Here is a 22,961-nt window from a genome sequence, read left to right as displayed (position 1 = left end):
GCATGACGACGTCTTTGCGCATTTCCGGCCTGGTCAAGGAGTACCGGGCCGGGCAGCCCGTCCTCAAGGGGATCGACCTGCACGTGGCCGGGCAGGGGTTGACCGCCATCATCGGTCCTTCGGGCACTGGCAAAAGCACGCTCTTGCGTTGCGTCAACCGGTTGATCGAGCCCACGCAGGGGCAAATCGTGCTGCAGGCCGATGGTGCCACCGTGGATCTGGCCCGCGTGCGCGGCCAGGCGTTGCGGCATGCCCGCAGGCGTATCGGCATGGTGTTCCAGGAGTACAACCTGGTCGAGCGCCTGACCGTCATGGAAAACCTGCTGACAGGCCGATTGGGCTATACCTCGGCGCTCAAGGCCTGGTTGCGCCGCTTCGAGCAGGAAGACATCGACCGCGCCTTCGGCCTGCTGGAGACAGTAGGCTTGGCAGGTTTTGCGGACCAGCGCGCCGATGCGCTGTCCGGCGGCCAGCGCCAACGAGTGGGTATCGCTCGCGCCCTGATGCAACGCCCGCAATTGCTGCTGGCCGACGAGCCGACCTCGTCGCTTGACCCCAAGACGTCGGTCGAGATCATGGAGCTGTTGACCGAACAAGGCAGCGCCAGTGGCATCCCCGTGCTGGTCAATATACATGACGTCGAACTCGCGCGCCGCTACGCCTCGCGCATTGTCGGCATGTCGGGCGGCCAGGTGGTCTACGACGGCGATGGACAAGGCCTGGACACCGCCACGCTCAAGGCTATCTACGGAGGCGAGTCGTGGTTGCAGTAGCCAAGGGACATCGCAGTGCCAGACGACCTTTTGCCCTGCCGTGGCAGGCACGGTTGCTGGCGGTGGCGTTGGTGGTTTATGCCGTCTACGCGGCCACACAATTGGACTTCAACTGGACGCGCATCAAGCACGGCATGGACCACGCGTCGACCTTTCTGGCGCGCATGGTGCCGCCCAACTTCGAAAAGCCCGCCACACTATGGAAAGGCATCGCCGAAAGCCTGGAAATCGCCGTACTGGCCTCGCTTCTGGGAATCGTGCTGTCGTTGCCCGTCGGCCTGCTGGGCGCGCGCAATATGATGCCGGCCTGGGTATCGTGGCCGGCGCGCGCGCTGGTGGCCTTGTGCCGCTCGCTGCATCCGGTCATCGTGGCGATTCTGTTCGTCAAGGCGGTGGGCTTTGGCGCATTAGCCGGCATTCTGGCGCTGACGCTGGCCTCGATCGGCTTTATCGGCAAGCTGTTTACGGAGGCCATCGAAGAGATCTCACTCAAGCAGGTCGAGGCCGTACGGGCCACCGGGGCCGCCTTTCCCAACCTCATCATCTTCGGCGTACTGCCTCAGGTATTCGCGCGGTTTGTCGGCTTTTCCACCTACCAGTTCGACTCCAACCTGCGCAACTCCACCATGGTGGGCATCGTCGGAGCGGGCGGCGTAGGCGGGACCTTGTTTTCGGCGTTCCAACGGTTCGACTATGACTTTGTGTCGGCCATTCTGATCACCCTCATCGCCATCATCATGCTGGGAGAAATGCTGGCAGGCATGGTGCGAGCGGTGTTCCTTGAAGGGTGGAGCTTTGACCGTCTCCTGGTCAAACGCTTTAATGGCGCACGGGGCCTGAGCAAACCGGAGGGCCGGCCATGACGAGCGCACTGCTCACTCAACCTGAAGACGGCCACCGCACCTGGCAACGCTACAGCGCAGGCCAGCGTCTGCTGCGCTTCATGCTCTATCTGCTGGTGGTGGCGGCGGTCGTGCAGGCCATGCGCGGCGTGGAGATCATCCCCGAATTTCTCTACGACGCACCGCAACAGATGGGAGATCTGTTTACACGGATGTGGCCCATCGACTGGGCGTTCTATGCCGAAGGCGTGCACGGCCCGCTGATAGAAACCCTGCACATCGCCACGCTGGGCACGCTGATATCGGTGCTGCTGGCCGTGCCCGTGGGCCTGCTGGCGGCCAACAATCTCACCCCCAGCCGTATCCTCAATCAATTGGCCCGGCTGATCCTGGTTTCCAGCCGTTCGGTCAATTCGCTGGTGTGGGCGTTGCTGTTCATCGCCATCTTCGGACCGGGCGCGCTGGCGGGCATCTTGGCCATCGCCTTCCGGTCCATAGGCTTTGTCGGCAAGCTCGTGGGCGAGGCCATCGAACAGGCGCACCGCGGCCCCATCGAAGCGTTGACGGCGTCTGGCGCCAGCCGCAGCGCGGTCCTTTGGTACGGCTATTGGCCGCAGATCCGGCCGGCATTCTGGTCCATCGTGCTGTTGCGTTGGGACATTAATGTGCGCGAATCCGCCGTGCTAGGCCTGGTCGGCGCGGGCGGCATCGGCATGGTCCTGGACACCGCGCTCAATCTCTTTCAGTGGGATCGCGTCGCACTGGTGCTGGTATCCATCTTCGCCATTGTCGTGGTGGCCGAGATCGTCATCACCCAGGCCCGCAAGCACATCCTCTGATCCTCGCGCCCGCCTGATGGATATATGCCGCCCCCAGGGGCGGCATTTTTCATCACCAAGCAATCCTTTCTCGTTAAATTGACGATAAAGGTCCGTATGGGTTGAATTTTCTTGATTTATTTCTGATATATGACAGGTCATCAAGAACGGGCTATGCCATGATTACTATCCCGACTTTTGCGTGGGCAAGGACGACATGTCAGAACAAGAGTTGAAACTGCACGTCCCCGCCAGGGCGGTCGAGGGCATCAAACAGGACATCGCCGAACGCCAGGCGACACGCCTGCCGCTGCGCGCCATGTATTTCGATACACCCGAGCGCGAACTCGTCCGGGCGCGCATCGCCCTGCGCCTGCGCCAGGAGGGCGACACCTGGGTGCAAACCGTCAAGATGCCCGGCGCCAACGCCATCAGCCGCATCGAACTCAACCACCTTCGTCCTGGCCCCGTGCTGGACTTGTCGGTCTATGCGGGCACCGAGGTCGGCGACGCACTGGCCCGCATACATGGCCAGTTAGGGGTTTGCTATGAAACCGATGTGCAGCGCCTGCTCTGTAAGCTGCACGCCCGCGAGGGCACGGTCGAAGCCGCCCTGGATCTGGGTGTGCTGCGCGCAGGCGGCCTGGAGCTGCCTATTTGCGAAATCGAGTTCGAGTTGCTTTCGGGCCGCCCGGAGGCGATTTTTACTATGGCGCGGGACTGGCAGCAACGCCACGGCCTGATACTGGATTCGCGCAGCAAATCCGAGCGCGGTGACGCGCTGGCGCAATTGGCGGCGGCCCTCGCCCTGGCTGGCGACGAAGCCACCGCACAGCAGATCGTGGCGCGTTTCTGGGCGCCGCGCGGAGCCACCAGCGTCAAGCTCAGCGCGGATATGAGTCCCGTGCAGGCCATGAGCCGTGTCGGCGACGAGTGCCTGGAGCAGATCATCCGCAACGCGGCGATGCTGGCCGAAGTCGATACGGCCGGCATCTATGCCGCCGGCGGACCCGAGCATGTGCATCAACTGCGCGTGGGCATGCGCCGACTGCGTTCGGCCTGGAGCCTGTTCGAAGGTGCTATCGCGCCCGCGCCGGCTGCGCTGCAATCGGGCCTGCGCGAGTATTTCGCAGCCCTGGGCACCAGCCGAGACCAGGATGTGTTGGCTGACACCATCATCCCGGCCCTTACCCAGGCTGGCATGCCGGACATCCCGGTCGAACCGGTGGCGCGCGGAGCAGATGCGCAAGCGCTGTGCAGCGGGATAGCCTTTCAAGGCTGGCTGTTGGACTTGTACGAATGGAGCATGAACGTGCGCGCCGTGCCCGGCGAGCAAGGGGTGCCCGAACCGGTGATTACCGAGGGTATGCCCATCGAGCCCGCCATCATCCCGCTCGATGCCGCGCCACCCAAGCCGACGTTGCAGCCCTTTCTGACGTGGCGACTACGCAAGTGGCATAAACAGGTTGTCTCGCAGGGCCGGCAGTTCGCAGACCTGGAGCTGGAGGCGCGCCATGAGCTTCGCAAACGTGGCAAACGGCTGCGCTACGCGCTGACCTTTGCGGAGTCCCTGCTGCCTGGCGCCCGCTTGCGCGCCTATCGCAAGCAACTGGCACGCGTGCAGGATCTGCTGGGTGAAATCAATGACCTGGCCGTCGCTGCCGAGCACTATCGGGCGCAAACCCTGCACCATCCCCAGGCCTGGTTTGCGCTGGGGTGGATCGCGGCAAGGCTGGAGGTGCTTGCCACCGAGGCTCAGCCCACATTCGTGAAGCTGGCCGACGGCAAGGCGTTCTGGAAAAGCTAGGCACGGCGTGGCGACTCAGGTGCGCGGGCCCGTGATGCCCGAACACCTGGCGCGAGGGGCTGCCGCCTCAGTCTGCCAGCAAGGCGGAGGCGAACTCTTCGGCCACGAAGGGCTGCAAGTCTTCCAGGCCCTCGCCCACGCCTATCCAGTAGACGGGCACCGGCCGCACGCCCTGGCTGCCGGCGGCCACGGCGGCCAGGGTGCCGCCCTTGGCGGTACCGTCCAGTTTTGTCACGACCAGACCCGTGAGCTGAATGGCCGCGTCAAAGGCCCGGATCTGGGCCAGCGCGTTCTGGCCGGTGTTGCCATCGACCACCAGTAAAACCTCATGCGGCGCGGCCGCATCGGCCTTGCTGATGACGCGACGGATCTTCTTGAGTTCTTCCATCAGGTGCAACTGCGTGGGCAGGCGCCCTGCGGTGTCTATCATGACCACGCCGACGCCACGCGCCCGGCCCGCATTGACCGCGTCAAAGGCCACGGCGGCGGGGTCGCCCCCTTCCTGCGCGATGACGGTGACGTTGTTGCGGGTGCCCCATTCGACCAGTTGCTCACGCGCTGCCGCGCGGAACGTGTCGCCGGCAGCCAGCAGCACACTGGCGCCCTGCCGTTGAAAGGTATGGGCCAGCTTGCCAATGGAGGTCGTTTTGCCGGCGCCGTTGACGCCGGCGATCATCACCACCAGAGGCTGGGTGCGCGTGAGGTCAAAGCTGCGCTCGAGCGGCTTGAGGTGTTGCGTCAACAGTTGACGCAGCGCCGTCTTGACCTGAGCCGCATCTTCGATGCGGTCTTTTTTGACGCGCGCACGCAACTCCGTGAGGAGTTTTTCGGTGGCTTCGATACCGGCATCGGCCATGATGAGGGCGGATTCCAGCTCTTCGAACAGATTTTCGTCGACTTTTACGCCGACGAAAATGCCGCCGATGCTCTGCCCGGTACGCGCCAGGCCCTGTTTGAGACGATTGAGCCAGGAGGCCTTTTTGGGTGCGGCGGCCGGTTCGGCGGCAGCGGCCGGCGCGATGGCCGAAGGCGAAGGCGCCGGCGGCACAACGGGCGCGGCGACGGGTTCCGGCACGGCGGGCACAGGCGAGGCGGCCGGTTCGGGCTGAACGGGCGGCGCCGCCGGATGCACCGCAGGCGGCGGGACAGGCACAGCAGGCGCTGCGGCGGGTGGAGGGGACGGAACAGCGGGCGGCGAGACGGGCGCGGCCGGCTGGACGACAGGCTCCGGCGGCGGCGCGGGCGAAGCCTGCGCGGCGGGCGGAGGGGTCTTTTTCTTGAAGAAGCTGAACATGTGCAAAAGTATATTCGGGATCCGCATCACCACGCTGCGACCGGCTACTATTCGCGCCAGGAGGTTCCGTTCTTGAAGCAATCTGCTAGCGGCGCACGCGCCATTCGCATCGTCGGCGGCCAGTTCCGCCGCACCCCGATCACCGTGCCGGATGTCCCGGGCCTGCGGCCCACTCCCGACCGTGTGCGGGAGACCCTGTTCAACTGGCTCAACCATCTCTGGCACGCCGACTTCCACGATAAGCGCGTGCTGGACCTGTTTGCCGGCAGCGGCGCGCTGGGCCTGGAAGCCGCCTCGCGCGGCGTGGCCCAGGTCCAGATGGTCGAGCGCGATCGCGCCGCGGTGTCCGCGCTGCGGACGCTGCGCGACAAGTTGAAAGCCGAGCAAATCCGCATCCACGCGGGCGACGCGATGGAGGTTCTGTCGCGCATGGATGCCTCGCGTTTCGATCTCGTGTTGCTGGACCCGCCCTTCGGACAGGGGTGGCTGGAGCGGATCTGGCCCTTGCTGCCCGCCGTGCTGGACGACGCCGCCCTCATCTATGTGGAATCCGAGGCTCCCATCGCCGCCCCCCCGGATTTTGAGCTTTTACGCAACGGTAAAGCCGGAGCTGTCCATTACGGTTTGCTCCAGTTTGCTGCATTGCGGAAAACGGAGAATAATCCGGGTTCGGAGGATGGTGTTACACCATAAACAAACAAGGTTTGGGAGCCTGCATGATCACTGCCGTATACCCCGGCACGTTCGACCCGCTGACGCGCGGTCACGAAGACTTGGTGCGCCGCGCCGCTGCCCTGTTCGACAAAGTGGTCGTGGGGGTGGCGTTCAGCCGCAATAAAAAGCCCTTCTTCAGCATCGACGAGCGGGTTGAAATCGCCCGCGAAGTGCTGGGCCATTACCCCAATGTCGAAGTCCGCAGCTTCGGCGGTCTGCTCAAGGACTTCGTGCGCGAGCAGAATGGCCGTGTCATCGTGCGCGGGCTGCGCGCCGTCTCGGACTTCGAATACGAATTTCAGATGGCCGGCATGAACCGCCACCTGCTGCCCGACGTCGAGACGCTGTTCATGACGCCTTCGGATCAGTACCAATTTATCTCGGGCACCATCGTGCGCGAAATCGCGCAACTGGGCGGCGACGTAAGCAAGTTCGTCTTCCCCTCGGTGGAGCGTTGGCTGCAAGCCAAGGCCAAGGAACGCCGCGAGCAATCCTGGCCCAACAACGCCGGCTAAGCATTCACCAACCGGGCGCTACAATGCGAGGGACTCCAGTCCCTCGCCCGCCCTGCCATGGCCTTACTCATCACCGACGAATGCATCAACTGCGACGTCTGCGAACCGCAGTGTCCCAACGAAGCCATTTCGATGGGCGAGGATTATTACGTCATTGACCCAGATCGCTGCACCGAATGCGTGGGCCATTACGATGAGCCGCAATGCCAGGTGGTCTGCCCGGTCGAGTGCATCGAACTGCACCCGCAATGGAAAGAAGGCCAGGAAAGCCTGATGGCCAAGTATCGCCGCCTGACGGGTGCGCCCGCATGAGCGAGGGCCCGCCGCCCTCCACGCTCGCCTCCCCCCGCCTGAACGCTGCACGGGATGTCTCCGTCTCGGCCCTGGTGGCTGGGCTCGTGGCCGTCATCGTCAGTTTCAGCGGTACCGCCGTCCTGATGGTGCAGGCCGGCCATGCCGGCGGACTGAGCACCGCCCAGATCGGCTCCTGGCTTGGGTCGATCTGCCTGGCGCTGGGCGTGGGTGGCGCGGTCATCAGCCTGCGTACCGGACTGCCCGTGGTGTTTGCCTGGTCTACGCCCGGCGCCGCGCTCCTGGTCACAGGGCTGGTCGGCGTGCCGTTTGACCAGGCGGTCGGCGCTTTTGTACTGGCAGCTCTACTCACCTTCGTCTGTGGTGTCTTCGGCTGGATAGACCCCATCGTGCGCCGCATCCCCGGCGAACTTGCCGGCGCCATGTTGGCCGGGGTGCTCTTGAATTTCGGTATGGGCATTTTTCGCCATATGGCGGGGGCTCCGGCGCTGGTGCTACTGATGTGCGCGGCCTACCTGGTGTGCAAGCGCTGGTTGCCACGCTTTGCCGTCATGGCCGTACTGGTGCTGGGCCTGGCGGTGGCCGCCAGCCAAGGCCTGCTGCATCTGGAGGCCGTGCGCTGGGAGTGGACGACCTTTGTCTGGACCACCCCGCACTTTACGCTGCAGGCCGCCATCAGCCTGGGGATACCCTTGTTTGTCGTGGCCATGGCTTCTCAGAACCTGCCCGGCCTAGCCATTCTGCAGGCTGCCGGCTATCGCCCGCCCGCGTCTCGCCTGGTTGCCGTCACCGGTCTGGCCGGTCTGGCCGCCGCACCGTTTGGCGCGCACAGCGTCACGCTGGGCGCCATCATCGCGGCGATCTGCACCGGACCGGAAGCGCATCCTGATCCGGCCCGGCGGTATATCGCCGCGGCGACCTATGGCCTGAGCTATGTGCTGCTGAGTGTGGCGGCCGGCACCGTTGCCGTGTTTTTCCAGGCGTTGCCTGCGGCGCTCATCGCCGCCCTGACGGGACTGGCGCTCTTGGGCGCCATCATGGGAGGGATGGCCAATGCCATGGGCAATGCACAGCGCCGGGAGGCGGCATTGATCACCTTGCTGGCCACGGCTTCGGGCGTCAGCTTCTGGGGTATTGGTTCGGCTTTCTGGGGTCTGGCCGCGGGCCTGCTCGCCCACATGGTATTGAGCCTGCGCGCGAAGGCTTAGACAGGCCAGCGCACCGCTGCCATATCGGGATGCACTTTGAGCAGGCGCGCCGGGATACCCAGATAGTTGGACATCCAGGCCGACGCCAGCTCGCCCTCGTCAACGACGTCGACCGTCTGCCCGCCGATCAGGATCTGGTAGCGCACACTGTCATCATCTTCGATAACATCCAGCGGAATATCCAGACGCAGCATGCCTGGCGCACGCAGGACCAAGTATCCCAATCTCACATCGACGTTGATCTCGGCCAGCCTAGGGGCGAGCTCGCGTGACAGCCATTGGCCGGCGTCGTTGCTGACCAGCCAGCGCCGATGGTAGGGCTGCGCCTCGGCCTGAGCAGTCGAGCCGCAATCGGCGATGGGTTGATAGGTGACGCTCATTTGCCAAGAATGCCCTTGAGTGCCTTGCCCACTTCATTTTTGCCGGACTTGCCGCCCAGCGCATCCTTGATCTTGCTCTCGACACCGCGCTTGAGCAGCGAGCCGGCGATCTCACGCCACTGCACGGTGTAGACGGGCTTGTCGAACGTACCGCTGATGAGCACAGGGACGGGCAAATTGCGCAGGTCGGCAAGATCCTTGCCTTCGTTGCTGGTGTTGACCACGCGTGCAATCGCCACGACATTAATGGTGCTATTGACGAAGTCGATCGTCGCGGGGCTGCCTTGCGTCACGCGCAGATAATCCGTGGCGATATCCAACCGCTTGACCGTGCCGACGCCTTTGGCCAAGGTCATGTCGCCGTCCATGGCGCCAAACGTCGTCTGGCGCGAATTGTCCGCGCCGAAGGACATCTCCTGCGATTGGCTGACCACGGCCTTGAGATCACGCAGCGTCTGAGACAGGTTGATACCCTTGACCGCGCCATTGCGCAGCCGCGCCTGCACCGTGCCAGCCAGATTGTTGGTCAGGGCATAGGTGTTGGCCCCGGCGGTGCTCAGGTCCAGCGCGAGGCTGCCCGTGCCGGACAGGACGTCCTGTTTGGCCACATCCACCAGCAGCGGCTCAATGGCGATGCCGGTAAGGTTGAGCTTGGCCGCCATCTGGTTGCCTTCGGCGGCATTGACCGACAGGCTACCCACCAATTTGCCGTTGTACAGATCCGCCGCCAGCGAGGAGATATCCAGCTTGCCTTTCTCGAGCTTGACGTTGGCGCCTACCTGAGCGGCCTTGAGGCCGCGCATGACCAACTGGCCGACCTTGATCGATCCGTTGGCAGTCGGCCCGACCAGGCCGGACAGATTGAGGCTGTCATCCGCCGGCTTGGCCGCCACGGCAGGTTTGGCGGCAGGCTTGGATTCATCCTGTTTGCCATCGTTGGGCGTCTTGGCCGGCGCGGCCCCCACGGGAGGGACGAGCTTGTCCAGATCCAGCGTGTCGACGGCCAGTGCAAACTTCAGTTGCGGCTGCGTCGACAACTGGGTGACATCGGCGGTGAGGTCGAACTTGCCGCCTTCGAGTACGGCGTTGATCTTGGCACTGGCCAGATCCTTGAGCAGATCCGCCGATACGCTGCCGATCAGCGGAATCTGCAGGCTGCCTTTGGGCAGTGCCGGATCGGTGATGTTGACGTCGCCCTTGAGCGCAGCCAGGCCGATGACCCGCGGCAACAATTGCAGGGACACCGGCGAGGCCAAGGTGGTCTTGACCACGCGCTCGCCCTGCTTGAAGCTGCCGTTGACTTTGGCCTCTTTGATATCGAGCTCGGAGGCATTGCCGCTGATTCCGGTCAAACCAAAGCTGGCATCGACCGTCTGGGTGCGCACGCGGCCAGTCAGCGCGTCGCCTCCGGCTGAGGTCGGCGAGACATGCAGGCTGGGGGTGTCGAGCGCGAACTCGAACGGGCCGTCGGCTGCCGCGCCCTTGGCCCGCATGGCGAGCTTTTCAACCTGCAATTGCGTTTTGTGCGGGTCCAGCGAAAGCTTGGGGACAGCGAGACTGGCCTCGACACCGGTCAATTTGGTGGAGGCATGGGCGACATCACCCTGGAACAGCAGTTCCAGGCCGGCCACATCCAATGACGAGGTCGCACCATTGAAAGCCAGGTTGCCACGCATGACCAGGCTTTTGGCCTGCGCACTCGGAATTTTGCCATCCATGCGCAAATCCAGCCGTTGGGCGGAATAGCGCTTGGCGGCCGGGTCCAGGCGCAACAAAGCCTGGCCGGTAAGGTTGGCATCGAAACGCGGATCTCCGCCTTCGACGCGCGCAGTGAGGCTGACGTCGAAAGGCTGATTGAACGTCACCCGCCCGGTGTTGGCGTTGAGCTGCGTGACGGACACCGCCATACCGCTCATGGCGTCGAGCATCTGCAACTCGCCATCCTTGAGGCCCAGACCGGCGATGTCGATCTGCATGCTGCGCGGCGCCTTGACGGTGCCGCTGGTCAGGGCTTGGGTCGCGCCGGCGATGACCCCGGCCGTCGCCTCGGCGGCGTTGGCCGGCACGACCGTGCTTTGCACCGAGTCGCCAACCAGGTTCTCGAAATTGAAGTGGCCTTCCTTGTCGCGCATGATGCGCGCCTTGAAGCCGTTGATGGTGACGTGATCCACCACCAGATTGTCCGACAGCAACGGCCACACGGCCACGGCCAGACGCATGCTGTCTATCGACGCAAAGGTCTCGGGGCTGTTGGTTTCGGACAGGGACACCCCTTGCACCGACAGGCCGATGCGCGGGAAGAGCGACAGCTCGATCTCGCCGTCGATCGTCAGGGTGCGCTGATAGCGCTCCTGGACCAACTCCTCAAGCTTGTACTTGTAGGCATTGGGATCGAAGGTCAGCAGGAAGATGGCCGCACCAACGACCGCCACCAGGACCACCACCACCAAGCCTATCAAAATGCGCTTGAACCACGTCTTCATTGCCGCCCCGTCGATAACTCGACTTGGAATATTCCCAAAAGAGCCGGCCCTGTGGACCGGCACGTTTGCCGTAGCTACCTCCGCCAACCCGGGCTGCCTGTTAGGGAGGCAAGCCACATCGGCCTGGTCGAAGCGACAGGGCGCAGGTCTGGGAAAAAGGGAGCGTCAACGGCTAGATCCGCGCGCTGCCGCGCCGAATGTCGCTATCGTAACAAATCAGGGGCGTCTAAAAGAGAATGCCGTGCATTCGACAAGACAAACCCCCCCTGCTTTGCGCAAGCATAAGGGAAAATCCCAGGTTCCACCGGCGCCCTCCCCCCGGAATCGCGCGCTCGCCTGGTGCTGCCCTGGAGACGGCGCGAGGTTTTGTTGCGCAATGCCGAGTTTTGCAACGTGAACCCGTCGTGCGCGCGCGGCCACGCAAGTCGTCTAGAATCCCCAACCATCATGTCTGCCCCGATCCGCCTTCTGCCGCGATACCGCGCCGCCGTTTTCTGGCTGGCGCTGGTTCTGTTCGCGCTCAAGGCACTGGTGCCGCAGGGGTTCATGCCCGGCTCGCCCCATGGTGGCACGCTGATCCAACTGTGTTCGGCCGCGGGTCCCATATGGGTGCAAGGCCCCTCCAAGGCCGACCATGCTCCCGATGAGCGCCATGCCGCCCAGGCGGCTGCCTGCTCCATCGGAGCGGCGGTCGCGGCAGCCGCGTTGCTTGGCGCGGCGCCCGGCCCGGTGCCGGTGGCCGAACGGATCTTTCCTGTGGCGGCCCGCGCACCGCCCGTGCGGCGCGCCTATCCCATCCTGAGCGCGCCACTTGGCGCGCGAGCCCCACCCTTGTCTCTCGCCTGATCGACGCCGGCCTGCCGCCGGCGCGCGTCCTGCCGTGCGCACCGCACGGCCGTCACCGATCCGAACGAGAAACATCATGCCTATCCCATCTGCCAGGATGCTCCTGGCGGCGATGTGCTGCACGCCAGGCGTGCCCTGGGCGGCGTCCGTCGCGACTCTGCCCCGCATCGTCGTCCATAGCGATGCGCCAGACAGTCCGCTACTCGAATCCACCGTCACCGGCACGCTGTTGGAATTAACGCCCCTGCAAACGCCGGCCAGCATCGACATCATTGACAGCGTCCAGTTACGCGAGCGGGCCGCTCCCACCGCCATCGACGCCATCACGCAAGCCACAGGTATCAGCGCCATGCGTCACCCGGGCAACGGCGCCTCGTCGCTGTCGTCGCGCGGTTTCAGCGACAGCAACTCGGTGGCTCTGCTTTACGACGGCGTGCGCCAGTTCGGCGGCGTCGGCCAGACCTTTGTCTACGACCCCTGGGCAGTCGAGCGCATCGAGGTCCTGCGCGGCCCCGCCTCCGTGCTGTATGGAGAGGGCGCCATCGGCGGGGTCGTCAACGTCATCCCGCGCAAACCGGCGCCCGGCCCCATCGAAAACGAAATCCAGCTCACGGCCGGCACGCATGACACACAGCGGCCGGGTTTTGGCAGCGGCGGCTCCTTGGATGACCGCTGGTCGTATCGCTTGGATATCAGCGGCAATCATACCGACGCCGGCCTGAGCCTGGGCGACAGCCGCAATGCCGCCGCAACGGGCGCGCTGCGCCTGGACGTCTCGCCCGAGCTCAGGCTTACCCTGACTCAGGCGTTTTCCTGGCAGGAGCCCACGCGGTACTTCGGCACGCCCCTGGTCGATGGCGAGCTGGACGATGGCCTTCGACGTCAGAACTACAACGTGACCGACAGCAAAATCATCTATCGGGATCATCGCAGCGAACTCCGGGCAGACTGGCAACCCAACACCACCACGCAGGTCCGCGCCCGCATTTTCTACATCGGCAGCGACCGCGATTATCGCAACGCCGAGAACTACCGTTGGCTGCCGTCGGGCCTGATCGAGCGCAGCGCGTACACGGACATCCAGCATGACCAGTCGCAGGCAGGCGCCATGGCCGATGCCAGCTTCACAGGGCAGTTGCTGGGCTTGGACAACCGGGTCGCTGTTGGACTGGAGACAAACCGCGCCACACTCAGGCACACGAACAATTCGCCCTACGGCGGCAGTTCCGTCGTCGACCCTTACGATGTGACACACGGGCAGTTCATCAATCTGGCGGGCACCACGCCACGCTATCGCAATACGGCCGAGCAATACGCGCTGTTTGCCGAAGACCGGCTGCAACTCACGCCCCAATGGTCGCTATTGGCAGGAATACGCTACGACCATATCGACCTCAAGCGCCGCGATCTGATTGCCGACCGCACCGCCTACCGCACGCAGTTCGACAATGTGGGTTGGCGGCTGGGTTCGGTGTACGCCTTCACGAGCCAACTCTCGGTCTATGCCCAGTACTCCGAAGCGGCCGATCCGGTCGGCAGCCTGCTGCTGCTGTCGCCCGCCAACAAGGGTTTCGACCTGTCGACCGGCCGCCAGGTAGAGGTCGGCGTCAAGCAGGTCTTCTGGGACGAGCGCGGGCAATGGACGCTGGCGGCCTACCAGTTGCGCAAGGATCACTTGCTCAGCCGCGATCCTGCCAACCCTGGGCTCAGTGTGCAGGTCGGCAAGCAGTCCAGCCGAGGTCTCGAGGCCACGCTGGGCCTGCAACTGAGCGCGGATCTGCGGCTCGATCTGAACGCGGCTGTTCTACGCGCGCGTTACGACGACTTCAACGAGGCTCAGGCGGGACAGACCGTGTCCCGCGCCGGCAACGTCCCGACCGACGTGCCCGAGAGAGTCGCCAACGCCTGGCTCAGTTGGCGCGTCGCCCCGCAATGGACGGCTGCGGCAGGTCTGCGCTACGTGGGCCGCCGCTATGCCGACGCGGCCAATACGCTCGAGATGGCCGGCTACACCACCACCGATCTGGCCATCATCTGGCAGGCGCGCCGCGACCTGACCCTGGCCCTGCGTGGCTACAACGTATTCGACCGCCACTACGCGGAAACTGCCTACTACAACCAGACCCAATGGCTGATAGGTGAAGGAAGGCGCGTGGAACTGAGCGCCAACTATCGCTTCTGAGGAGACCTCATGTCCTTGACCCCCCAAAAAACGCTGCCGATCGGGCGCCGGCAGGCGACCTCTATCGTGCGGTCTGGCGCTGGCATTTTTACGCCGGCATGCTGGTGTTGCCCTTCATGATCCTGCTGGCCGTCACCGGCGCGCTGTACTTGTTCCACAACGAGATCGAGGACGCCTGGTATCACGATCTGCGGCACGTCCCGCAGGCTGGCGGCACGCCCCACACGGCGGCCCAGATTGCCGCTACCGCGCTCGCCGCGCAGCCAGGCAGCACCCTGCTCAAATACCTGCCGCCGTCCGGCCCGCACGCTTCCGCGCAAGCCGTGGTACGCACCGCAGGCGGCACGCGACTGGCCGTGTACGTCGACCCCTACACCCAGCACGTTTTGGGTAGCCTGCCCGAACGCGACACGTTGATGTGGACCATCCGGCGGCTGCATAGCCTGGATTACTTCGGCCCGGTGGCCAACGCGCTCATCGAGGTCGCCGCGGGATGGTCGTTGCTGCTGGTGGCCAGCGGCATTTATCTTTGGTGGCCCAGAGGCCGCCGCCAGGGGGTGGTAACCGTGCGGGGGGCTCCCAGGCAGCGGGTGTTCTGGCGCGACCTGCACGCTGTCACGGGAGTGTTTACGGCGTTTTTCATTGCCTTTCTGGCCCTGACCGGCATGCCCTGGTCGCAGGTATGGGGAGGGAAGATCAACCAATGGGCCAATGGCAGCAATTTTGGCTATCCGGCAGGCGTACGCGTACAGATCCCGATGTCCGACCTCAGGCTGGCCGATCAGGGCAAAACCCCCTGGTCGCTGGAGCAGGCCCGCGTGCCGCAATCGCCGCCGGCAGCCGCAAGCGGGCATGAAGGCCACGCGGGCCACGGCGAACACGCCGGCCACGGTGCGCCGCTTCATGCCGAGCACGCCGGCACCTCGGCACGCCCGCCCATCGGGCTGGATCACGCCGTCGAGGCCGTCGAGGCGCTGAATATGGCGCCCGGCTATGCCATCAATCTGCCCGTTGGCCCGCAAGGGGTGTACACCGCCTCGCGGTCTATCCCAACGACCTGCAAAAGCAGCGTGTGGTGCACCTGGATCAATACACCGGCAAGCCGCTACTGGACATGAGTTACGGCGATTACGGGCCGATGGGCAAGACGCTGGAATGGGGCATCAACGTCCACATGGGCCAGGAGTTCGGCCTGACCAATCAGATCGTCCTGAGCCTGGCCTGCCTGGGCATCGTGCTGCTGTCGGTGTCCGGGGCCATCATGTGGTGGAAGCGGCGCCCGGCAGGGGGGCTGGGCATTCCGCCCGCCCCGAAGCAGGCACGCGCCATGCGTGGCGTCATGCTCATCATGGTGGCTGGCGGTCTGATTTTTGGTTCATCGCGGAATAGCGTGGAGCCGTGCTTGATTGCCGTTACGCTTGATCCTTGATTTTTCAAGGATCAAGGCCGGGATCATGCTGGACCGCAAGACGATCGAGAGGTTGGGTGGGTGGGAAGGTTATCGGGTGGAGCGGGTCGTGTGGCCTGAAGGTGAGAGCCGGACGGTCACGATTTACCTGAAGCCTTCAGCGCGAACGATGCACTGCGAGCACTGCGGCAACCGATGTCGGCAGGTGCATGAGACGACCACGCGCCGGGTGCGGGATCTGCCGCTAATGGCGCTGCGAGTGACGCTGGTAGTGCCGCGTCGGCGGGTCTGGTGCGAGCAGTGCGGTGGACCGCATCTGGAGAGGCTGAGCTGGCTGGGCCGTTACCAGCGAGTGACCGACCGGCTGGCCGAGGCGGTCAGCCAGTTGCTTGAGTCCAGCAACATTCTGGCCGTGGCGCGCTTCTTCCAACTGGGTTGGCACACGGTCAAGGCGCTGGACAAGGCCCTGCTGCGACGGGCGATCCAAGAGCCGGACTGGAGCCAGATCCACTACCTAGCGATGGACGAGTTCGCTCTACACAAGGGCCATCGTTATGCCACGGTCGTTGTCGATCCGATCCGCCGTCAGGTGCTATGGATCGGTGATGGCCGCTCGCGCGAGACGGCCAGAGCCTTCTTCGAACAACTGCCAACTGGGGTTGCCCAGCAGATCCGGGCCGTAGCGATCGACATGACGACGGCCTATGAGCTGGAGATCCAGGCCAACTGCCCCAACGCCGAGATCGTCTACGACCTGTTCCACGTCGTGGCCAAGTACGGCCGTGAAGTGATAGACCGGGTGCGTGTAGACCAAGCGAACCAGTTGCGGCACGACAAGCCGGCCCGCCGGGTGATTAAGTCCAGTCGCTGGCTACTGCTGCGCAATCGCAAAAACCTCGATCCGTGCCAATCGGTAAAGTTGGACGAGTTGCTCCAGGCCAACCAGCCCTTGCTCACCGCTTATCTGATGCGCGATGAGCTCAAACAGCTGTGGTTCTACCAACACCCCGGCTACGCCCGCCAGGCATGGGATCACTGGCTGCAACAGGCTCAGGGCAGCGGCATCGCCGCCTTGGCTCACTTCGCGTTCAAGCTAAAAGCCTATCTGCACGGGATTCTGTCTCGCTGTCGCCACCGGCTCAACACCAGCATCGTCGAGGGCATCAACAACACCATCAAAGTCATCAAGCGCCGCGCCTACGGCTACCGCGATCAGGAGTACTTCTTCCTCAAGATCCGGTCTGCATTCCCCGGTATTCCTCGATGAACCTGATTTTTCCGCTGGTAGGCCTGTCGCTCATCCTGATGTGGCTGGCCGACAGGCTGATGCTGCGCCTGTCGGCCCGTTCCGGCTGAGCGCCTGGCCACCGGCGCTAGCGCGCGAAGCCCACCACGCGCTGGCGCTGGCTGCCCAGGCCCTGCACGCCCAGGGTCATCACGTCGCCTTCGCGCAGAAAAACGGGCGGCGTCATCCCCAGGCCCACGCCAGGCGGGGTGCCCGTGATGATGACATCACCTGGCAGCAGCGTCATGAAGCGGCTGACGTAGCTGACGATGGTCTTGACGCTGAAAATCATCGTGCGCGTGTTGCCGGTCTGCATGCGCTGGCCGTTGAGGTCCAGCCACAGATCCAGCGCCTGCGGGTCGGGTACCTCGTCTGGCGTGACGAGCCAGGGGCCAATGGGGCCGAAGGTGTCGCAACCCTTGCCCTTGTCCCAGGTGCCGCCGCGATCCATCTGGAACTCGCGCTCACTGACGTCGTTGACCACGCAGTACCCGGCCACGTAATCCAGCGCGGCATCCTCTTGAACGTAGCGTGCGCGCTGGCCGATGACGACGCCCAGTTCCACCTCCCAATCGCCCTTGAGCGAGCCTTCCGGCAACATGACAGGGTCGTCCGGCCCCTGGATGCAGGAAGTCGCCTTCATGAAGATGATGGGTTCCTTGGGGATGGGCGCGCCCACTTCGGCAGCATGATCAAAGTAGTTCAGGCCGATGGCGATTCCGCGCGCGCCTGGGGCCCGCCCTTCCAGGAAGGCGCCGCGACGCTGTTTCAGGCGCTCAACCGCAACAAGCAATCCGTCGTCTGCGACTTGCGTGACCCGGAGCAGGCCGACACCCTGCGGCGCTTCATCGCCGAGCGCGCCGACGTCGTGCTGCAGAATCTGCGGCCCGGTCAGGTCGACGCGTTGGGCCTGGGTGGCGCGGCGCTGCTGGCACTCCAGCCTGCCCTGGTCTATTGCAATATGGGTGCGTTCGGAGGTGCCGGGCCGCTGCGGCAGCATCCGGGCTACGACCCGCTGATGCAAGCATTCGGCGGCATCATGAGCACCACCGGCGAAGCCGGCCGACCCTCGGTGCGCGTGGGTGCATCCATCGTTGACATGGGCACGGGCATGTGGGCGGTCATCGGTGTGCTGGCCGCGCTGCTGCAGCGCCAGGCAAGCGGGTGCGGCCGGATCGTAGATGTGTCCTTGTTCGAGACGGCGACGACCTGGGTGTCCCTGATCGCCGCGCAAGTACTGGCTTGCGGCCAGACACCGGCTCGGCACGGTTCGGGCACCGCCAGCATCGTGCCTTACAAAGGCTATGCCACCGCGGACGGCGAAATCGTCGTCGCGGCCGGCAACGACGGCCTGTTTCGCAGTCTGGCGCAGGTCGTCGGTCACCCGGAATGGCCAGGCGACCCGCGTTATGCCGACAACCCGAGCCGCGTGGCCAATCAGGCCAGCCTGTATGCCGCGCTCGATGCCCTCTTCGCGCGGCACCCAACCGCCTATTGGCTCGAGCGGCTGGAGGCAGCCGGCCTTCCCTGCTCGCCCGTCAACGACATGAACCAGATGCTGTCGCATCCGCAAACCCAGGCGCTCGACCTCATCCAGCTCGTACCCGGCACGGAAATGGATGTCATCGGCCTGCCACTGAGTTTCGACGGCCAACGGCCCCGCCCCCACTCAGGCCCGCCCTCGCTGGGCGAGCATACGCATGTCCTGCTGGGACGAACCCCGGCAGCCCAGGAGACAGGTCTATGAATCCGCAGGCACTGGAACTTCCCGCTTACGAGACCGTGAGCACCCGCATGCACGGCCCGCACACCTTACTGGTCACGCTCGATCGTGCGCAAAACGGCAATGCGATCAACACCCAGATGGGGCGCGATCTGCTCGATCTCTGGAGCCGCCTGACCGAAGACGCCGGCGCGGTTCGCTGTGTCGTGCTCACCGGCTCGGGCGAGCGAATTTTCTGCGCCGGCGGCGACCTCAAAGAACGCAACGGTATGAGCCGAGAAACCTGGCAGCGTCAGCATGAGCTGTTCGAGCGCATGTACTGGACGCTGGTGGACCTACCGCTGCCAGTCATCGCGGCCGTCAATGGCCACGCCTATGCTGGCGGGCTGGAAATGGCGCTGTCCTGCGACTTTGTTTATGCCAGCCGGCAGGCTCGCTTTGCCTTGACCGAGGTCACCCTGGGCATCATGCCTGGCGCCGGCGGCACACAGAATCTGCCACGCGCCGTCGGAGACCGTCGCGCCAAAGAGATCCTCATGACCGGTCGGCCTTTTGATGCCGGGCAGGCGCTGGACTGGGGCCTGGCCAATGCGCTGTACGACCCTGCCCAGGTGCTGCCGGCTGCGCTTGCCACGGCCGAGGTCATTGCCGGCAACGCGCCGCTGTCGGTGAGGCAGATCAAGAAATCCGTGCGCTATGGCGGCCAGATGGAACTGCGCACAGCCTTTCGATTCGAGATCGAAGCCTACAACCATCTGATCGACACCGACGATCGCCGAGAAGGCGTGCTGGCCTTCAATGAAAAACGCAAGCCGGTCTTCACGGGCCGTTAGGGAGAGCAGCATGACAAGAGACGTATGCCTGCGCGAAGTGGGCCTGCGAGACGGCTTGCAAAGTGTCAGCGCCTTCGTGGCCACGCAGGACAAGCTGGAATGGATACGCCAGGAAGCCGCGGCGGGGGTAGCGGAAATCGAGGTCACCTCGTATGTGCCGCCCAAACTTCTGCCCCAGTTTGCGGATGCCGAGCAAGTCACTCTCGGCGCCTTGCAGATCCCGGATCTGACGGTGGCCGCGCTGGTGCCAAACACGCGCGGGGCAGAGCGCGGCCTGGCGCTGGGCGTGCACAAAATCAATTTCGTGATGTCGGTCAGCGAAACCCACAACATGAAAAACGTACGCCGCAGCCGCGAGGAATCCCTGGCCGATTTCCGCGCCATGGCGCAGCAGGTGCGCGAGCAGCCAGTCCGGCCCATCCTTTGCGGGGGACTGGCCACCGCGCTGGGCTGCTCCTACGAGGGACGCGCGCCGGTCGATGATGTGGTCCGGTATGCGGTGGCCCTGGCCGAAGCCGGCGCCGATGAGCTCATCGTGCCCGACACCGTCGGCTATGCCCACCCGGCACTGGTGCGCCGCGTCTTCAAGGCGGTGCTGGCCGAAGTCGGGACGCTGCCCGTGGCCGCGCATTTCCATGATACGCGTGGCACGGGGCTGGCCAACCTGCTGGCGGCGCTGGACTGCGGCGTGCGCGCGTTCGATGCGTCCCTGGGTGGCTTGGGCGGCTGCCCCTTTGCCCCTGGCGCCACAGGCAACATCGTCATGGAGGACGCCGCCTACATGCTCGAGTCGATGGGCATCGATACCGGCATAGACCTGGAGGCGTTGCTTGGCGTGCGCCAACGGCTGCAAGCCACGCTGCCCGACGCCACGCTGTACGGCGGACTGGCCCGCGCAGGACTGCCACGAGGCTTTATCCCGGCACGCGAATCGCTGGCCGCCTGACACCTGCTGCGAGGCATCATGGATACCTATTCCAATCCGCTTTCCATGCCATTGGGCGATGATTTCCCCGACATCCGCGACAGTGTGCGCCGCATCTGCGACTCGTTCCCCGGTGAGGACTGGCGCGCCCTGGAGCAGGATGAACGCTACCCCGACGAGTTCGTCGCGGCGCTGACGGCGTCCGGCTTTCTGGCCGCGCTGATACCGGAAGAATATGAAGGCAGCGGCATGCCGCTGCGCGCGGCTGCCGTCATCCTCGAAGAGATACATGCCGCTGGCTGCAATGCCGGGGCCTGCCACGCCCAGATTTACACCATGGGCACCTTGCTGCGCCATGGCAGTCCGGAGCAGAAGGCGCGCTATCTGCCCGCGATCGCGCGAGGCGAACTGCGCCTTCAGGCTTTTGGTGTTACCGAACCCACGAGCGGAACCGACACCACGCGGCTGAAGACCCGCGCCGTGAAAGACGGCGACAGCTATATCGTCAATGGGCAAAAAGTCTGGACCTCCCGCGCCCTGCAGTCGGATCTGATGCTATTGCTGGCGCGCACTACCCCGTACGACGACGTCCAGAAGAAAAGCGACGGCCTGTCGGTTTTTTTGGTCGATATCCGCGCGGCGCTGGGCAACGGCATGGACATCCGCCCCCTCAAGGCCATGGTCAATCACAACACGACGGAAGTGTTCTTCGACAATCTGCGCATTCCTGCCAGCAGCCTGATCGGCCAGGAAGGCAAAGGCTTTCGCTACATTCTGGACGGCATGAACGCCGAACGCATTCTGGTGGCCTCGGAAGCCATCGGCGATGCGCGGTGGTTCATCCGTACCGCCGTGGCGTATGCCAACGATCGGCGCGTCTTTGACCGGCCCATCGGCCAAAACCAGGGCATACAGTTTCCGATTGCACGCGCGCACGCCGAGACCCAGGCCGCCGACCTGATGCTGCGCAAAGCCGCCACGCTTTTCGAGGCAGGGCTGCCATGCGGCGACGAGGCCAACATGGGCAAGATGCTCGCCTCCGAAGCGTCATGGCACGCTGCCGAAGCCTGCCTGCAGACGCATGGCGGTTTCGGGTTTGCGCGCGAATATGACGTCGAACGCAAATGGCGCGAAACGCGTCTGCTGCAGATTGCCCCCATCTCGACCAACCTCATCCTCTCGTATATCGGCCAGCATATGCTGGGCATGCCACGCTCGTTTTGAGCCCCGCCCCGGAGACCCTCATGACAGGACTGACCCAGGCGCTGGGCGCCTATATCGCCAATCCCGAGTTCGGTCCGCGCCAGGCGCAGGCCGAGGCCATTGCCCGCCAGGGCATGACCGACACCATCGCCGTGGCGCTGGCGGCCAGCGACGAGGACGTCACCCGCATCGCGCTGGAGCACGCCCGCAGCATAGGGGGCAAGGGGCAGGCCCCCCTATGGTTTGGGTCCGAGTCGCTGCCGCCGGCGCAAGCCGCCTTTGTCAACGCCGTAGCCGGCCACGCGCTGGACTATGACGACGTGGCATTGTCGGGCCATCCCAGCACCGTGCTCACGCCTGCCATTCTGGCTCAGGCGCACGTGCAAGGCGCATCGGGCCGCGACTGCCTGCGCGCCTACATCGTGGGCTACGAAGTCTGGGCCGAATTGACCTCACGCGAGCCGGATCCGTATCACATCAAGGGCTGGCACCCCACCGCCGTATTCGGCACCGTGGCCGCTACGGCCGCCCTGGCCTTTCTGCGCGGTCTTAAGGCCGCCGACGCCGCTCGGGCGCTGGCCATCGCCGCCAGTCTGGCCAGCGGCCTGGTCGCCAATTTCGGCACCATGGCCAAGCCTCTGCACGCCGGCCGATCCGCAGCGCTGGCCTTCGAGGCCATCAGCCTGACCGGTCTGGGGCTGACAGCCGCCTTCGATGCGCTGGAGCATCATGCGGGATTTCTTGCCGCCCTGTCGCCACACGGGCGGGCCGACCGTGAGCGCCCCTACGTCCGATCCGAGCCCCGCATTCTCAAGACCGGCCTGTCCATCAAGAAATATCCCGTTTGCTACTCCGGCCATCGTGTCATCGACGCGGTGATCGACTTGTCGCGCGAGCATTCGGTCAACGCGTCGCAGGTGCAGCGGGTGGAGATCGGCATTGGCCGGCCTCAGGCCTCGATGCTGCGCAACACCGCCCCCGTGACGGCGTTGGAAGCCAAGTTCAGTGCTCAGTTCGCAGTAGCCGCCGCGCTGGCCCGCGGCAAGGTCGGACTGTCTGAACTTGACGACGGTTTTGTCAATGAACCGGCACTGCGGGCACTCTACGGCGTGGTGGATATCGGGCTGATCGATGAGGCCGACCCCGAGGACGGCGCCTTTTCACGCCACGACACGGTCACGATTACCTTGCACGACGGACGGGTTCTGCAATCGGGCGAGATCCGGTATCCACGCGGCCATGCTCATCGGCCCCTATCCGAGACGGAGCTGCGCGCCAAGTTCGACGACTGCCTGGCCATCTGGCGCAGACAGCCTCAACCTGCCGATATGCCGGCAGAAGGCATTTTGTACGATCGGCTGGCCAGCCTTGCCCAGGTCGACGATGTCCGCACGCTGTTTCGGAGTTGAG

21 protein-coding genes and 1 pseudogene are annotated in these 22,961 nt (G+C 64.6%); 18 read left to right on the top strand and 4 right to left on the bottom strand.

Features of this window, described 5'->3' with window-relative positions; genetic code table 11:
- The first annotated feature begins 2 nt into the window (after positions 1–2).
- From phnC to LK440_RS03310, 4 genes are all read left to right on the top strand, one after another.
- Positions 3–773 carry a phosphonate ABC transporter ATP-binding protein gene (phnC, locus tag LK440_RS03325; RefSeq protein ID WP_005015347.1) on the top strand — a complete coding sequence of 257 codons (771 nt, stop codon included), beginning with the start codon at positions 3–5 and terminating at the stop codon, positions 771–773.
- Positions 761–1,636 (top strand): phosphonate ABC transporter, permease protein PhnE, encoded by an 876-nt coding sequence (gene phnE, locus LK440_RS03320; RefSeq protein WP_005019899.1) that lies wholly within the window; start codon positions 761–763, stop codon positions 1,634–1,636. The genes phnC and phnE (LK440_RS03320) overlap by 13 nt, the downstream gene beginning before the upstream one ends.
- Positions 1,633–2,454 carry a phosphonate ABC transporter, permease protein PhnE gene (gene phnE / locus LK440_RS03315; protein WP_005015351.1) on the top strand — a complete coding sequence of 274 codons (822 nt, stop codon included), beginning with the start codon at positions 1,633–1,635 and terminating at the stop codon, positions 2,452–2,454. The genes phnE (LK440_RS03320) and phnE (LK440_RS03315) overlap by 4 nt, the downstream gene beginning before the upstream one ends.
- A 196-nt stretch (positions 2,455–2,650) precedes the next feature.
- Positions 2,651–4,240, top strand: coding sequence for a CYTH and CHAD domain-containing protein (locus tag LK440_RS03310; protein ID WP_005015352.1), 1,590 nt, complete (start codon positions 2,651–2,653; stop codon positions 4,238–4,240).
- 67 nt (positions 4,241–4,307) lie between these two features.
- On the opposite strand, the gene ftsY is transcribed toward LK440_RS03310, so the two are convergent.
- Positions 4,308–5,534, bottom strand: coding sequence for a signal recognition particle-docking protein FtsY (gene ftsY, locus LK440_RS03305; RefSeq protein ID WP_005015354.1), 1,227 nt, complete (start codon positions 5,532–5,534; stop codon positions 4,308–4,310).
- A gap of 72 nt (positions 5,535–5,606) precedes the next feature.
- On the opposite strand from ftsY, the gene rsmD reads away from it, so the two are divergent.
- From rsmD to LK440_RS03285, 4 genes are read left to right on the top strand one after another with little or no spacing between them, the layout of a single operon-like run.
- Positions 5,607–6,227 (top strand): 16S rRNA (guanine(966)-N(2))-methyltransferase RsmD, encoded by a 621-nt coding sequence (rsmD, locus tag LK440_RS03300; protein ID WP_026087870.1) that lies wholly within the window; start codon positions 5,607–5,609, stop codon positions 6,225–6,227.
- A gap of 23 nt (positions 6,228–6,250) precedes the next feature.
- Positions 6,251–6,763 carry a pantetheine-phosphate adenylyltransferase gene (gene coaD / locus LK440_RS03295; RefSeq protein WP_005015356.1) on the top strand — a complete coding sequence of 171 codons (513 nt, stop codon included), beginning with the start codon at positions 6,251–6,253 and terminating at the stop codon, positions 6,761–6,763.
- A gap of 57 nt (positions 6,764–6,820) precedes the next feature.
- Positions 6,821–7,075: a YfhL family 4Fe-4S dicluster ferredoxin gene (locus LK440_RS03290; protein ID WP_005015357.1), complete on the top strand. Its 255-nt coding sequence runs from the start codon at positions 6,821–6,823 to the stop codon at positions 7,073–7,075.
- The gene (locus LK440_RS03285; RefSeq protein WP_005015358.1) at positions 7,072–8,283 is read left to right on the top strand and encodes a benzoate/H(+) symporter BenE family transporter; all 1,212 of its coding nucleotides are present in this window, start codon (positions 7,072–7,074) and stop codon (positions 8,281–8,283) included. Before LK440_RS03290 ends, LK440_RS03285 begins: the two co-directional genes overlap by 4 nt.
- Here the strand turns inward: LK440_RS03285 and LK440_RS03280 are convergent.
- Together LK440_RS03280 and LK440_RS03275 are read right to left on the bottom strand one after the other, a co-directional pair.
- Positions 8,280–8,663, bottom strand: a complete 384-nt coding sequence (locus tag LK440_RS03280) for an MOSC N-terminal beta barrel domain-containing protein (RefSeq protein WP_005015361.1) — start codon at positions 8,661–8,663, stop codon at positions 8,280–8,282. The genes LK440_RS03285 and LK440_RS03280 overlap by 4 nt on opposite strands.
- A complete protein-coding gene (locus LK440_RS03275; RefSeq protein ID WP_005015364.1) occupies positions 8,660–11,146 on the bottom strand; it encodes an AsmA family protein in 2,487 nt (828 codons plus the stop codon). Before LK440_RS03275 ends, LK440_RS03280 begins: the two co-directional genes overlap by 4 nt.
- Positions 11,147–11,593: 447 nt before the next feature.
- Here LK440_RS03275 and LK440_RS03270 point away from each other — a divergent pair, with 447 nt between their 5' ends.
- The 5 genes from LK440_RS03270 (at position 11,594) to LK440_RS03250 (ending at position 16,849) form a co-directional block, all read left to right on the top strand.
- Positions 11,594–11,992, top strand: a complete 399-nt coding sequence (locus tag LK440_RS03270) for a DUF2946 family protein (protein ID WP_005015368.1) — start codon at positions 11,594–11,596, stop codon at positions 11,990–11,992.
- Between the two features lie 112 nt (positions 11,993–12,104).
- The gene (locus tag LK440_RS03265) at positions 12,105–14,174 is read left to right on the top strand and encodes a TonB-dependent receptor (RefSeq protein ID WP_005015370.1); all 2,070 of its coding nucleotides are present in this window, start codon (positions 12,105–12,107) and stop codon (positions 14,172–14,174) included.
- A gap of 116 nt (positions 14,175–14,290) precedes the next feature.
- Positions 14,291–15,292, top strand: a complete 1,002-nt coding sequence (locus LK440_RS03260; protein WP_232826085.1) for a PepSY-associated TM helix domain-containing protein — start codon at positions 14,291–14,293, stop codon at positions 15,290–15,292.
- Positions 15,247–15,603 (top strand): PepSY domain-containing protein, encoded by a 357-nt coding sequence (locus tag LK440_RS03255; protein WP_406564573.1) that lies wholly within the window; start codon positions 15,247–15,249, stop codon positions 15,601–15,603. Before LK440_RS03260 ends, LK440_RS03255 begins: the two co-directional genes overlap by 46 nt.
- 25 nt (positions 15,604–15,628) lie before the next feature.
- Positions 15,629–16,849 (top strand): ISL3 family transposase, encoded by a 1,221-nt coding sequence (locus LK440_RS03250; protein WP_005015371.1) that lies wholly within the window; start codon positions 15,629–15,631, stop codon positions 16,847–16,849.
- Positions 16,850–16,955: 106 nt separating this feature from the next.
- On the opposite strand, the pseudogene LK440_RS03245 reads toward LK440_RS03250, so the two are convergent.
- Positions 16,956–17,585: pseudogene (locus tag LK440_RS03245) on the bottom strand (fumarylacetoacetate hydrolase family protein); the annotation flags it as partial.
- Here LK440_RS03245 and LK440_RS03240 point away from each other — a divergent pair.
- The 5 genes from LK440_RS03240 to LK440_RS03220 are packed head-to-tail and all read left to right on the top strand — an operon-like array spanning position 17,556 to position 22,960.
- Positions 17,556–18,614, top strand: coding sequence for a CaiB/BaiF CoA transferase family protein (locus LK440_RS03240; protein ID WP_005015373.1), 1,059 nt, complete (start codon positions 17,556–17,558; stop codon positions 18,612–18,614). The pseudogene LK440_RS03245 and the gene LK440_RS03240 sit on opposite strands and share 30 nt — an antisense overlap.
- A complete protein-coding gene (locus LK440_RS03235; RefSeq protein ID WP_005015374.1) occupies positions 18,611–19,423 on the top strand; it encodes an enoyl-CoA hydratase/isomerase family protein in 813 nt (270 codons plus the stop codon). The genes LK440_RS03240 and LK440_RS03235 overlap by 4 nt, the downstream gene beginning before the upstream one ends.
- A gap of 10 nt (positions 19,424–19,433) precedes the next feature.
- Positions 19,434–20,369, top strand: coding sequence for a hydroxymethylglutaryl-CoA lyase (locus LK440_RS03230; protein ID WP_005015375.1), 936 nt, complete (start codon positions 19,434–19,436; stop codon positions 20,367–20,369).
- Positions 20,370–20,387: 18 nt separating this feature from the next.
- Complete coding sequence (locus tag LK440_RS03225; protein WP_005015376.1) at positions 20,388–21,572, top strand: acyl-CoA dehydrogenase family protein; 1,185 nt, start codon at positions 20,388–20,390, stop codon at positions 21,570–21,572.
- Between the two features lie 20 nt (positions 21,573–21,592).
- Complete coding sequence (locus LK440_RS03220; RefSeq protein ID WP_005015378.1) at positions 21,593–22,960, top strand: MmgE/PrpD family protein; 1,368 nt, start codon at positions 21,593–21,595, stop codon at positions 22,958–22,960.
- Position 22,961 lies beyond the last annotated feature (1 nt).

This window comes from Bordetella holmesii (assembly GCF_020735985.1).
GTDB lineage: Bacteria > Pseudomonadota > Gammaproteobacteria > Burkholderiales > Burkholderiaceae_B > Bordetella > Bordetella holmesii.
The sequence above is the reverse complement of the archived record's forward strand: the minus strand, read 5'-3'. Positions and strand labels throughout refer to the sequence as shown.